General features: G+C 42.7%; 8 protein-coding genes. 6 read left to right on the forward strand and 2 right to left on the reverse strand.

What is annotated here, in order from left to right; genetic code table 11:
* Positions 1-3: 3 nt before the first annotated feature.
* On the forward strand, positions 4-594 hold the full coding sequence (locus H561_RS24360) for a sensor histidine kinase (protein WP_394330860.1): 591 nt from the start codon (positions 4-6) through the stop codon (positions 592-594).
* Positions 595-710: 116 nt separating this feature from the next.
* Here H561_RS24360 and H561_RS23540 read toward each other — a convergent pair whose 3' ends face one another.
* Positions 711-3,200 (reverse strand): PAS domain S-box protein, encoded by a 2,490-nt coding sequence (locus tag H561_RS23540; protein ID WP_051349495.1) that lies wholly within the window; start codon positions 3,198-3,200, stop codon positions 711-713.
* A gap of 448 nt (positions 3,201-3,648) precedes the next feature.
* On the opposite strand from H561_RS23540, the gene H561_RS0121630 reads away from it, so the two are divergent.
* The gene (locus H561_RS0121630; protein ID WP_027388835.1) at positions 3,649-4,371 is read left to right on the forward strand and encodes a DUF3667 domain-containing protein; all 723 of its coding nucleotides are present in this window, start codon (positions 3,649-3,651) and stop codon (positions 4,369-4,371) included.
* Between the two features lie 256 nt (positions 4,372-4,627).
* Here the strand turns inward: H561_RS0121630 and H561_RS0121640 are convergent, their stop codons facing one another.
* Complete coding sequence (locus H561_RS0121640; RefSeq protein WP_027388837.1) at positions 4,628-5,134, reverse strand: hypothetical protein; 507 nt, start codon at positions 5,132-5,134, stop codon at positions 4,628-4,630.
* A gap of 577 nt (positions 5,135-5,711) precedes the next feature.
* On the opposite strand from H561_RS0121640, the gene H561_RS0121655 reads away from it, so the two are divergent.
* From H561_RS0121655 to H561_RS23150, 4 genes are read left to right on the forward strand one after another with little or no spacing between them, the layout of a single operon-like run.
* A complete protein-coding gene (locus H561_RS0121655; RefSeq protein WP_027388839.1) occupies positions 5,712-9,614 on the forward strand; it encodes a response regulator in 3,903 nt (1,300 codons plus the stop codon).
* Positions 9,615-9,624: 10 nt separating this feature from the next.
* The gene (locus H561_RS0121660; protein WP_027388840.1) at positions 9,625-9,981 is read left to right on the forward strand and encodes a response regulator transcription factor; all 357 of its coding nucleotides are present in this window, start codon (positions 9,625-9,627) and stop codon (positions 9,979-9,981) included.
* A 6-nt stretch (positions 9,982-9,987) separates the two neighbouring features.
* Positions 9,988-11,055, forward strand: a complete 1,068-nt coding sequence (locus tag H561_RS0121665) for a HEAT repeat domain-containing protein (RefSeq protein WP_155845882.1) — start codon at positions 9,988-9,990, stop codon at positions 11,053-11,055.
* Positions 11,049-14,483, forward strand: a complete 3,435-nt coding sequence (locus tag H561_RS23150; RefSeq protein WP_034763044.1) for a sulfatase-like hydrolase/transferase — start codon at positions 11,049-11,051, stop codon at positions 14,481-14,483. The genes H561_RS0121665 and H561_RS23150 overlap by 7 nt, the downstream gene beginning before the upstream one ends.

The following is a 14,483-nucleotide window of genomic DNA, read 5'->3' on the forward strand; positions in this document are numbered from 1 at the left end:
GAAATGCTGAAAAGACTGCCGGAAAAAAGTATGGGAAAGTTTCCAGCATTGCTCAATAATGTAGAAAACAGTCTGGGGAGTATGAAGAAAGTAATCGGCGATCTTATTGATTCCCGCTGGAAGCAGCAGCGTGAGCAGACTGCTGAAGAATTGATTGACCTTGGGAATATTCTGGAAGATGTGAGGCTGACCCTTGCCCCGCAAATTCAGGAATCCGGAGCAGTGATTACTGTGGACCTGAATAATTGTTCAGAAGTTACGTTTATCAGACGAAAGCTGCGAAGTATTGTCTACAACCTGCTGAGTAACGCGATCCAATATAGGAGTGTGGATCGTAAACCTGAGATTACCGTTACAAGCACCAAAGAAAAAGAATATATTGTACTCAGTGTTGCTGATAATGGGATCGGCATGAACAAGGAGGAGCAGAAAATTATTTTTGAAAAGTTCAAGCGGATAAGGACTACTAACGAAGGTTCCGGTGTTGGATTATATCTGGTGAATACCATGGTGACAGAGGCCGGCGGTAGAATAGAAGTGGAAAGTGAGCCGGAAAAAGGCTCAGTATTCAAAGTATTTATCAAGCACAATTGATGATGTAAAGTGCCACTTTATTGCTATATTAATTCCAGGCTGTCGGTAACGCCGACAGCATCAATATTCAATTTTTGATTTACATCTAAATTAATGAGAAGTCACAATCTAATGTATTAAAACTGGTTAGGAAGCGAGAACCAGAATGTGCTTCCTATGCCCTCAACACTTTCTACGCCGATCTTTCCGCCATGGCGCTGGATAATATCCGAACAGATATACAATCCTAATCCCAGCCCTGAGACCTGTATGCCTGTCTGGTCGACCCTGAAATAGCGGTCAAACAGGTGCGGCAGCTTATCAGCCGGAATGCCGGGCCCGTTATCCCTGACAGAAAGCTTCACTGAATCACTGAGTTTTTCGATCGTCAGGAATATCTGTCTGCTGTCCGGGGCATATTTTACAGCATTGGTGATGAAATTCGTAACGACCTGCTCTATCCTGTTTTCATCGGCCACGATTTCGAGATTTCTTTCCCCTTCCACGATCAACTCATGGGTGCCCAGCTGCGCTACATGGGTACAGCATTCCTCTACCATATGCGCTAAACTGAATTTCTTTTTGTTCAGTATGACTTTCCCCTGGTTTATTTTTGTCACGTTCAGCAATTCTTCCACCAGCTCGGAAATCTTTTCCATGCTCCTGTTGCATTGCTCAATTAACCTTGGCATAATGGGGGTCGGGCTGGCCTTCATGCGGTCCAGGAGCTGTAAAGAAGCCTTCAGGCTGGTAAGCGGCGTTTTAAGCTCATGGCTGGCGATTGAAATGAAATCATCCTTCTGTTGCTGAAGCTGTTTGGAACCGGTAATATCAATCACGGTACCGAGCAGTTTTTTCAGGTTACCATCTCTATCATAATGAACATCTCCCTGCAGGCGTACCCATTTTACAGAGCCTCCTTCAAGCAAAATGCGGGTTTCATAAAACAGCTTGCCTGTCTTTCGGGCAATGCTATGGGCCTGATCACTCAGATGGGCGTCCAAAGGATGTAAAGCAGCCAGTACCTGTGTTCTGGAAACAGGGCTGGTTACCCCGAATATTTCATCGAAGCGCTTTGAACCTTTTACTGAATAGTCTTCATAGCTGAGTTCATAGGTTCCGATCTCTGCCGCTTCAATGGCAAGGCGGCTACGCTCCTCAACATCTTCAATCTGCTTTCTGGCCAGCACTTTATCCGTTACATCGTTGCCTGCCACCATAATCGATGTTACGGTGCCTTTTGAGTCTGTTACCGGCTCATACACGAAATCTACAAATACCGTTTCAGCCATGCCATTCCGGTTCAATATCAGTTCATGCTCTCTTCCATGGAAAGCCACGCCGGTGGTAATGACTTGCTGCATTAACGGTGCATACACCGGCGCCGCTTCAGCCACAGCCACCCAGATCGATTGGTTTTCTAACTGTTCACGGGTTTTGCCCACCAACTCCAGATACCCTTTATTGACTTCCGTTACGATCAGATCCTCCGCCCTGATCACACAGATGGCAAACGGCGCCTGATTGATCAGGTTGCGGAACCGCGCTTCACTGATCAGCAGTTCGTCATTGGACTCTGCCAGCTCTTCGTTGGTGGCGGCGAGTTCCTCATTCAGGGCTGCAAACTCTTCATTGGAGGCTGCCAGTTCTTCATTCATATCCTGCAGCAGCTGCTCATCCAGTTTCCGCTGGGTAATATCAATGCAGGAACTGATATATCCTGCAAAGGTCCCGTCGGAAAGAAATCTTGGCGTTCCTTTTTTCAGCAGCCAATGGTATGATCCGTCAGATCCGAGTATCCGGATCTCATCGCTGTAGGAAACTCTTCGGGTAAATGCCTGCTGATGAATAGCAATGAATTTTTGCCTGTCGAGGGGATGGATCAGATCATACCATCCTTTGCTGATCAGTTTATCTGCGGTTCTCCCGGTAAGCTCTGCCCAGGCCTTGTTAAAATAGATCAGCTGCCCTGTCTCGTCTCTTACGGCTATCAGCACGTCTGTGTTGTCAGCCATAGACCTGAAGCGCTCTTCACTTTCGATAAACGCCTTCACGCGATCGTCCACCATGGATTCCAGTTCAATGTTCATGCGTGAAAGTTGTTCCCTGCTTGTCAGGAGTTCCTCATTAGTCGCATTGAGCTCTTCATTGGTCGCCGCCAGTTCCTCGTTCAGGGACTGCTCACGAAGGAGCAATTCCCTGTTACGGGCTGCCTCTTCCAGTTCGCGCTTGTTCAGGTATCGCTCCGTTACATCAGTAGCCGTATGTAAAACGGCTATTACACGGCCGCTTCCGTCTTTCACGGCACGGTATTCAAAATCAAAGTAATACGTGCTTAGTATTCCATCTACCAATATTTCTGCAGGGGTATCATTTCCCGAGATCGTTATGCCTTCACGCCATACCCGTGCAAACATCTCCAGAAACGGCTGACCGGAAAGTTCGGGCATGGCCTCAACCAGGCCTTTGCCAATAACTCCGGTATCCCGGCCCCAGATCGTTAACATCGCATGATTTGCAAATTCAATCCTCGCGTCTTCACCAACATGCACAGCTGTGGCCGTATGGATGGAAGAAAGAACGTTGATGAGCTGCTCAGAACTTAGGGGCGCCACTGGATCGGTCATAGTATCGGTTTAGATTTTAGAGCACAAAAATACAAAAATCGCCTGAATATGATATACCACAATGGATCGTCAGAGTCAAATTAAATGACAGATTAATAAGATATGGGCTTTTCTGGATCAGGACAGTATTTCATGATTATATCTGCTTTTTTATTACTGATCTCTTGTCTTTGATCCAACATCGTAAAATGATGAAATCATTGATTAAGCTGAATAGAGCTCAGTAATGAAAATGATTGGATTAGCGTTAATTTCTGTTGATAAAATTACATATTCATTACATGAAGTAACAATCATTTTAGGGTAAGGGAAATGTGTTTGCCAGAAATCTTTAATTTCATTACATTCAACCGCATTACATTTCTGAGAAAATAGTATTTTTACTTTTATTAAAATAGATACGGCAGGACTACAGAATAACCAACCTGCTAAAATCAAAACTCAGCGTATGACAAAATGTAAAAATTGCGGAAATGTATTCGAAGGGAAATACTGTAACCAATGCGGGCAGTCTGCAAAAACGTATCGTATTGGTCTTGAATTCCTGTGGGAAGATATTCAGCACGGCATTTTACATTATGACAAAGGTATCGGGTATTCTTTAAAAAAACTTTTTGAGAAACCCGGTTATATTATCGAAGATTATATTGAAGGGAAAAGGATAGGCCATTTCAGGCCCATTTCAATGGTCATTATCCTTGCCACGATCTATGCTCTTATTTATCATCTGCTTGACCTGAATAACCGTTCCGGCCTTGATGAGTCTTCCGGATTGATACTGGAAAAGGTTTTTGAGCACTATTACTGGTTTGTTGTGGCCACCATTCCTTTATATGCCCTGACGACCTGGCTTGTATTTAAAAAATCCGGCTATAATTTTTATGAATTCATTATTTTTGAAGCCTTTAAAACTTCGCAAAGGTTATCTGTTCACATCCTTTTTTTACCGGTTTTATATTTTGTCAAAGACCGGTCAGGTTTCAGGGTGATTTCAGACTTTCTTTTTTTGATTGATTTTATTTTGATCTTCTGGACGAATAAACAGTTCTTCAGCAAAATGGGAATGAAGGAAGTTCTTGCAAGGAGCATTTTAAGCTATGTTGTTTACTTATTCGCCGCATTTTTATTCACAATGATCATTATCGTATCATTAGGATTGATAAAAATCTGAATGGTAATTGTACACCTACATGTCTTTCTTTCCGGATATGAACTGCCATTTGATCTCAAAACATATCTATCAAGGGAATAAGATATTTATTGTCTGCAGAAACACTTGTTGCTGGTTATTAAAATCAACAGTTGCAGATTACGCCAATACGCTGCTTCTCCGGCTGGTTATGGATTCTATGACTTTCCGTACCCGATACCGGCAAAAAGTATTAGGGGCAAATTTTCCCCCCTTCAATATTCTTTAATGAGACGTATTACTGAAGTTTTCTCACCGAAACATTCGGCTGTTCACCTGCAGGAACCATGAAAACGGCAGTGTCGCTTACCGTATCTCCAGTGTCCAGATAATACCCTGCAACAATCGGAATGACCGCACTTTCATATTTGCCTTCTTTTGTATAGGCCCAATAGGTGACATTTACATTCTGAGGCTTCATTTTCAGATCCAGTTTTTTGGAAGTTAGTTTTGCGCCTGTGGCATTGATGCAGTTTAATTCCACCAGTGCCGTATTCAGGACAATCTGAGGCGCGCTGCTTAGTCTCATATTGAAGGTTTTCGGCGAATTGTTGACCAGGTTAGCCGAGACTTTGTAGCGGTCAAAGTTTTTCCCGCCGGCAGTTACCGATTCTTTATTCAAAATACTGAAGGTCACGGCCAGTCCATTCAGGTCAACCGTTTCGCCGTCGGAAATTTTTTGGGCTTTCACAAAAGAAAAGGAAAGCAGCAAAATCAATATGGCGATGGAAGTTAGATTTCTCATTCTTATTTATTTTTTATCAGAAATTATAAATTTTGAATCATTCTGATCTTTGAAGATCAGGCCTGATATTGAGGGCCCAGTCCGGTATTGCTGTTTTTTGTTGCAGGAATAACAGGCTGGCAGTAAAATGATTGAAATTTTTTTAATGTTATCATGAGCTAAATTATACAAAATTGTTGTATCATTTACTAATCCTGAATAAATTTTCAGGTTTGATATCACTAAAAGACATTGCAGATATCCTGACGGCTAAAAATCAGGTTTAAATGCACATAAAAATCCGCAGGATTTCCATAATTTGCGGGAAATTTTTTTGAACCAAATAATAACAGGCTCTTATGAACATCCGGATGTTTAATATGTGAACAACGGTAATGATCTGTTGCAGTCATTTTTAAGTTTGTTTAAAGCTATATCGAACCATATGATTCCTATAAAAAGGCTTGCAATATCCGGACAGAACCACTGATTATGCATTAATCATATTTACGGGATATAAATCCAAACTTAACATAAAATAGCTGTAGTAATAATTTTCTTAGTATATTTAACCTTATAATGAAAGCTGATTAACAATATGAATAATTATCCGGTCCCCGGTAACGAAGATGAAAGACTAAAAAGACTGGAACTGTTCGGTCTTTTAAACTTACCCAAAGATCCTGAATTAGATATTTTTGCAGAAACGGCCTGTCTGGTTACTGACTGTCCGAGTGCATTGGTTACCGTAATGGAAAGCCAGATCCAGACCATACAAAGCTGTGTAGGCATGTCTATCGATAGCGTAGACCGGAAAGACACCATCTGCCAGTATTCCATTGCGAGCGGGGATATCGTTATCATCAATGATACGCTTGCCGATGAAAGATCGTCAAGTAATCCCCTGATTCTGGAAGGCGGAATCCGTTTTTATGCGGGAGTTCCGCTGATTGATGATGAAGGTTTTGCACTGGGAACGCTTTGCGTGATAGATTATAAGCCTAAAAATATATCAGAGGATCAGGTCAGAACGCTTAAAAAACTGGGAAAGATCATTACAAAGCTGTTTATGGGCAAAAGGAAAAATATTCAGGCCGAATATTTTCAGCAGACCTATAATATTTCCAATAATCTGATCTGTGTGCTGGATAATGAGTTTATACTTAATGATATTAATCCTGCTTTTGAAAGAACATTCAGCATCCACCGGGATCATGCGTTCCATGTCAACTTTTTGACGCTTATAGGAGAACAGGACCCGGCGTTGGTATTGGATATTGAAAATCTGAAAACCGATGAAGAACTGGTTTTTACCACTTCTACAAAGATCAACGAGGCAGCTCCTGTCATTATAGAATGGCATCTGAAGCGAAACCGGAACCAGTCTGAAATTTTCTGTTTCGGAATCAATATTACCCAGCATATCGAGGAACGATTGCAGCTTGAGGATTCTGAACGCCGTTTCAGAAGTTTTTTCGAAAATGCGATCGGTTTAATGAGTATGCATGATATGGAAGGCAATATTCTGTCAGTTAACGAAAAAGGACGGGAAACCCTGAAGTACTCTGCAGAAGAGGTGAACAGATTGAATCTAAAAGATCTGGTACCTGAAGCCAACTGGCCTTTGCTTGAGCAATATCTGCAGCGTATCAATGACAATAAGGAAGATTTCGGGACCATGATCCTCACAACAAAAGATGGTGAAGAACTGATCTGGATGTACCATAACCTGGTAGAAATCAATAAAAACGGCGAATCTTATGTAGTCAGTACAGCCCTGAATGTCACCGAAAGAATGACTTTGGAAAGGGAATTTCTTCATGTAAAAAAAATACTGGAAGAGACCAGTTCTACTGCACAGGTAGGAGGCTGGGAACTGAACCTTAAAGATAATTCCGTATTCTGGTCACAGACGGCAAAAGAAATTCATAAAGTAGACCCGGATTTTAACCCGGATTTTGAAAATGCCGTTCGTTTTTTCAAGGAAGAAGACCGGGCAAAAATAGGATTTTTACTGGACAGAGCGATATCAGAAGGGGTTCCCTATGATGAAGAACTGCAGCTTGTCCGCAATGACGGAGTTACCATATGGGTAAGGCTGAAAGGAATTCCTGAATTTGAAGATGGGGTCTGTAAAAGGGTATTCGGGATCATTCAGGATATTGATACCTTTAAAAACATGTATCTCGAGCTGGCTAAGAACGAGGCGATGATGCAGTCGTTTGCAACTTACGTTCCCGTTGCGGTGGCCATGTTTGACAAAGACCTTAATTATGTTTCGGTAAGCAGCAAATGGAAGGAAGAATTCAATATGAACAATGTTGAACTTATCGGAGAAAATATTTTTACGATTTCACCGAATGTTCCGAAAGAACGAAGATCCATATACCGAGATGCATTAAAAGGCAATGCGTATAAAAATGAAAACTTTACCCTGGAGCTTGAACATAAAGAAGAGCCCCAGAATTACAGTGTCAGGGTAGGCCCGTGGTATATTTCAGATGAAGTGATCGGCGGGGTCGTGGTATCTGTACAGAATATTACAAATATCGTAAAAGCCAATGAAGAGCTTAAAAATGCAAAGAAAACAGCCGATATTGCCAGCAAAGCCAAATCTGAATTCCTGGCCAACATGAGCCATGAAATCCGTACGCCGCTGAACGGGGTCATCGGATTTTCCGACCTTCTCCTGCGGACTCCGCTGAATGAAATGCAGACGCAGTATCTTAATTATATTAACGAATCGGGAGAAAACCTGCTGACCATTATTAATGATATTCTTGATTTTTCTAAAATAGAATCCGGGAAGATGGATCTTCTCATTGAAAAATCTGATGTATATGACCTGGTAAGCCAGGTGATCAATGTTATTCTTTACCAATCGCAGAGAAAAAATATTGAACTGCTGCTGAACATTGAGCAGGGATTGCCGAAAACGCTGTTGCTTGACGAATCCCGTTTAAAGCAGATTCTTATCAACCTTTTGGGCAATGCCGTAAAATTCACAGAAAAAGGGGAGATCGAACTGAAAGTGGAAAAGCTCAGCAGCAATGAAGAAAACATCACATTGAGGTTTTCAGTGCGGGATACGGGAATCGGGATCCCGGTTGAGAAACAGCAGCATATTTTTGATGCGTTCACCCAGGAGAACAGCTCCATCAGCAAGCGCTATGGCGGTACTGGGCTAGGCCTCACCATTTCAAACAATATTTTGAGATATATGGGAAGCCACCTTTCATTAACCAGCAAGCTGGAGGAAGGTTCCGTATTTTTCTTTGATATCGAAGTTCCTTATGAATTATCTTCTTTGAACGACGATGATGAACTGAAAATTAAAAAAGTGCTTATTGTTGATGACAATGAAGCCAACAGGATTATCCTTGAGCATATGCTGGCTTATAAGCATATTGAATCTAAACTGGCGGCCAACGGAATGGAAGCCCTGCAGATCCTCCTGGCCGGAGAGCGTTTCGATGTTATCTTGATGGATTATCATATGCCGGTTATTTCCGGGCTTGAAACCATTGAAAAAATCAAACAGTTATTTGATAAAAAGAACGAGATTTCTCCCCTGGTTATCCTTCATACTTCCTCGGAAGAACACGATGTCATCAACTCTTTCCGCCAGGAAGAAAATTCGTATTTCCTTTTGAAACCTATAAAATCTGAGGAATTATACAAAACCCTGAGGCGTGCGGTGGAAGACAATGAGAAAGAAATATCCATAGCAGAACCGGAAAAAACAGAATATTCTTCATTTACATCAGGGCTTCAGGTTTTGCTGGCGGATGACAACCCGGTAAACATGGTCCTCAACAACAGGATGGTGAAATCCCTCATCCCGGATGTACAGCTCACGGAAGCCGTGAATGGCCTGGAAGCTCTGGAGCACTGCAGAAGCGGGCGTTTTTCCCTTGTGCTGATGGACGTACAGATGCCGGTGATGGATGGTATTGAAGCCACCAAACAGATTCGTTTGCTGCCGGCATATGCGGATGTTCCGATCATCGGAGTGACGGCAGGAACCATCATCGGGGAAAAAGAAAAATGCCTGGATTCAGGGATGAATGATTTTCTGCCGAAACCCCTTAGGCAGGCTGACCTTCTGGAAATGCTGAAAAAATATGTTTCAAACGGTACCAAAGAAAACGAAGCCTCTGTAAAACAGGAAGCTTATTTCGATATCAATGTTCTCAATGAGCAGACGGGAGAAGATGATGAAGATTTTAAAATAATGTTTCTGAACCTGGTCATCCAGCAGCTTGAACAGGCGGAAGACAATGTAAAAGAGGCCGTTGCACAAAAGAATGCGGATGAACTGAAGACGATTCTTCATAAACTTAAAGGCACCGCCGGAACGGCCGGCCTTGTAAAACTGGCAAAAACGGCTTCACACTGGGAAAAAGAAGCGGCCGGGGACATAGATTTTCTCTCTGCGCAACAGGAAATTATACAAGAAATATCAATTGGATTGAATTTGATAAAAGGTTTAATAAAATAAAAAGAAAACTATGTTGATTCTGATCGCCGAAGACGATGAACTGATTCTAAAAACCATAGAACACAAATTATTAAAAGAGGGCCATGAGGTTATCCTGACCCGTAACGGTAAGGAAGCCATCGAAACCCTAAAGGAAAAAGATGTTGATCTTGCCATTACCGATATCATGATGCCCTTTGCCTCAGGAATAGAAATACTTTCCGCCATACAGGGGATGGGAAAACAGATCCCGGTCATTATGCTGTCAAGTATGGGACAGGAAGAAGTAGTGCTGAACGCTTTCAGCCTGGGGGCTTCTGATTTTATCGTGAAACCGTTCAGTCCCAATGAACTAATGTTAAGGATTAAAAGATTTATCCCCAAATAGATAAAAATGCTGTTAACGACTTCTGTACATTTTCTTTTTCTTGTCTTTATCGTAATGTTATCATTGGTACTTTCGCTGATTATCGGGGTGCTTATTTACGGTTTTTTCGAGTATAAAAAATCTGTGCGCATGGCTGGCTGGCTGAAGGTGATCAACCGGAAAATTTCCGAAGCTATCGTGTATGAGGACGAAGAAGTGCCTGCTGATCCCGGGTTTGCAGCATTTTCGGTCAATTCTTCATTCAGAAATTTATTTCTGCACAGTCTGGTGGATTCCGAAAAGAAATTTTCGGGAGCTGCAAAAGACAAAATTAAAAACCTTTTTACACAGTATAACCTGCAGCGTGAAGCCTTCAAGAAGCTGGATCATAAAAAACCCTACCTGATTGCCGGAGGAATACAGGAGCTTACGGTAATGGATGCCCGGGAAGCCCTTCCCAAAATTGCTTCTTTCGTATCACATCCTTCTGTAAAGGTGTACCAGGAAGCACAATATGCTATGGTCAGCTTTAAAGGCTTCGAAGGGCTTGGATTCCTGAATACGGCTTCAGTTAAAATTTCAGAATGGCAGCAGATGAGGCTGCTCCTCTCCATCACCAGCATACCGGAACATGCCGGCTCAGCCATCGGGAACTGGCTGGAAAGCACGAATGACTCCGTTATTATTTTTACCCTTAAGCTGTTAAGGAAATTCCAGATGCTTTCCCTTTACCCTGATGTGGTCGGTCTGCTGGAGCATCCGTCTGATGAGGTTAGGGTACAGGCTGTACAGACGCTTTTGTCCCTTGAAAACCCTTCAACCATCCAATTCCTTACTGAAGTCTATCCAAATCAGCCTCTTGAGGTGCAGCTTGAAATTCTTCGCGTGATGAAGATTTCAAAAGACCAGTACTGTACGGATCTGCTTAAGGAAGAATTGTCAGAAAATACCGATCCGGGAATCAAGGTCCAGGCGGCAGAAGCTCTTTTTTCACTGGGGCACCATCCATATCTTTCACAACTGGCTCAGGATGAATCTTCATCTGACGAATTAATTCAAATTGTTAAATACGCACTCCAGGAAAAAGTATGTTAGAATTCTCACACATTATCTATGAAGTTGTCATATGGTTATTTCTTGTGTATGGAACGGCCGTAGCGATTATTTATGGCTGGGTAGGGATTTATGCGCTGGGAGCTGTGCTCCGGTATAAAAAAGAAAATACATTCACCGACTACAGCCTGATCGCGGCCAATCCCAATGCTCCCACGTTCAGCCTGCTGGCCCCGGCTTATAACGAAGGAATGACCGTTGTGGAGAATGTAAGGTCTTTATTGTCCCTGTATTACCATAATCTTGAAATTATTATTATAAATGACGGAAGCAAAGACGATTCCATCCAGAAGCTGATCGAAGCCTATGAGCTGGAATGCATCTCTTTTTTCGTTCAGGGAAAAATTGAGACCAATGCCATAAAAGGAGTATATAAAAGCAAAAACCCGGCTTTTAAAAAACTTATTGTGGTGGATAAGGAAAACGGTGGGAAAGCAGATGCGCTAAATGTAGGAATCAATGTTTCTTCCGGGGAATATCTGGTGTGCATTGATGTAGACTGTATCCTGGAGCAGGATGCCATTTTAAAGCTGGCCAAACCGTTTCTGGAGCAGACTGATAAAAAATATATTGCCTGTGGAGGGGTGATCCGTCTTGCCAATAACTGTGTCATTGAAGATGGCAAAGTCGTGAGTGTCAATATGCCCAAAACACTGTTGGGAAGGACACAGGCACTGGAATACATTCGGGCTTTTGTACTCGGAAGGATGGCCTGGTCACGGGCCTCCGGATTGATTCTGATATCCGGTGCTTTCGGCGTGTTTGACAGGAAAATCGTGCTGGAATGCGGCGGTTATGATAAAACTACGGTGGGCGAGGATATGGAGCTGGTCGTGCGTATGCGGAAATATATGGAAGAAAGGGGAGAACCTTATGAAGTGCTGACCATTCCTGATCCTTTATGCTGGACGGAAGTTCCGGAAAGCAAGGATATTCTTAAGAAGCAGCGGAACCGCTGGATGCGCGGTACCATTGAAACCCTATGGAAGCACCGGAAAATGATGTTTAACCCGAAATACGGCAAACTGGGAATGGTAAGCCTGCCTTACTGGTTCTTTTTTGAGTTTCTGGGCCCGTTGGTGGAATTTTTAGGCTACATTATTTTTATTGTTTTTCTTTTGCTGGGCATCATTAACTGGCAGTTTTTTTTCATCCTGTTTGCCTTGGTTGTCTCAATGGGCTTCCTGTATTCTATTTATGGCATACTGGTAGACCTCGTCAGCTATCAGGTCTATACCAAAAGAAAAGATTTTTTTTCCCTGATCGCGACTGCTTTTTCAGAGCCTTTCTACTTTCATCCCATTGTGGTTAAAGCAGGCGTGAGCGGATTTATAGATTATTTTAAAAAATCCCACGGATGGGGCGAAATGACAAGGCAGGGCTTTAATCAGAATACCAAAAATTTACCTTTAAAAGAAAGGATTTCAGCGATGCTTCAGGACGGGCTCAAAAAATGGGGGATGCTGTCTGTGGTTTTCCTGGTATTGTTTTTATTGGGAACCGTCGCCGAATGGCTTTGGTACCGTTATTCCTTTCCGGGGCTGGATACAAATGCCGTTATAACCAGCCTGTTCATCGAAAATATTTTATTTGCTTTCAGACTCATATTCGGTTTAGGTATCATCTATCTCATTCTTAATTTTATAAAAGAGGGCTGGGCAAGGACCATGGCCCTGGTCGTGCTCGGTTTTGTCACCATTATACAGTATATTCTGTTCTTATATTTTTCCGAGACCCAGAATATGCTCGGGGCCGACTTTCTATACTACAGCAGGGATGAAATAGAACAGATCATGAAGGCAAGCGGGATGCTTAATTTCAAAAATTTTGCATTGCTGGGAATTTTGATCGCAGTATCAGTCACGCCGTTATGGTTTGCGGGAAGGTCTGCTTTCAGATCAGTATATGCAGGTGCTGCATTCCTTTCCCTTGGCTTAATTGCTTTTTTTGTTCCGGGCCATATGGTACAGTCCGATGAATTAAGCCATGCCAATACATTCAGCCAGACGGCTGCCAAAAGCAAATGGACTTATTTCTTTACTTCCAATGAAGATAATTTTATCAATGACCATCCGGAAATTGCCCAGTTATGGGGGGATACAGAAGACTTTTCCGCAGATCCTGAAATGCTGAACGACGCATTTCCTTTCTGGCGGAAAGAGAAGACGCCGGACTTTCTGGGGAGCCATTTTAACCGGTCTCCGAAGATTCCCAATCTGGTCCTGGTAGTCCTGGAAGGGTTCGGTCATGCCTATACTTCCCCTAAGGGATACATCGGGAATTTCACCCCTTTTCTGGACTCTCTGTCTTATAAAAGCCTGTATTGGGAAAACAATTTAAGCTCGGCAGGAAGGACGTTCGGGGCCCTGCCCTCCATTACCGGGTCGCTTCCTTTCGGGAAAAACGGGTTTCTGGAAATCGGCAAGACCCCGGAAAACTTTAACCTGTATAACATCCTGAAAGCAAACGGATTCGAAACAGGATTCTATTACGGCGGCCACGTATCGTTTGACCGGTACCGGGAATTCCTGGAATACAGCAAGGTGGACCATATTGTAGATGAACCGTCATTCAGCAGCCCTTACCGGAAGCTTCCGGCTAATAACGGCGAAAGCTGGGGATATGAAGACCAGGCGGTCTTCAGCAAAATGCTGGAAATGCAGAAATTACAGGAAAGACCTTATTTCAATATGCTCCTTACGCTTTCCACCCATAACCCTTTTCTGATCAATAAAAGAGCGTATTATGAAAAACTGTATAATGAGAGATTACAGTCGGATCTTCTGTCTCCGGAACAGAAAAAATGGGCTTCCGGCTTTAAAAATCAGCTGGTTTCCATGCTTAATGCGGATGATGCGTTGAAAAGCTTTTTCGGAAATTACCGTAAACGCGCTGATTTTGAAAATACCATTTTTGTCATTACAGGGGATCACAGTATGCCGGAAATTACCCTGCAGTCCAATATTGACAGGTTCCATGTTCCGTTAATGATCTATTCTCCATTGCTGAAGGAACCGAAACGTTTCCATAAAACGACGAGTCATTTTGATATTGCCCCTTCCGTTCTGGCTTTTTACAGAAATAATTACAAAATACAGACTCCGTCAACCGTGACGTGGATGGGGAGAGGTTTTTCTCCTGATCAGGAGATCAGTAAGGCAGACATTCCGATTATGCAGAGCAAAGACATGATGGTCGATTTTGTTTCCGGGAAATATTATCTCCACAATGATAAGCTGTTTACCCTTGCCAATTCCGATGAAGAACCTGATGAGGACGCTGCCGCCCTGAAAAAGGTCAGCAAACAGTTTAGGCGGTTCAAAAGCATGAACTCAAGGTTTTATACTTCCGGTAAACTGATGCCGGATTCAGTGATGATCAATTTTATGAAGAAAAGAAGATCAAAATAA

It is taken from the genome of Chryseobacterium gregarium DSM 19109, from assembly GCF_000430845.1.
Lineage (GTDB): Bacteria > Bacteroidota > Bacteroidia > Flavobacteriales > Weeksellaceae > Chryseobacterium > Chryseobacterium gregarium.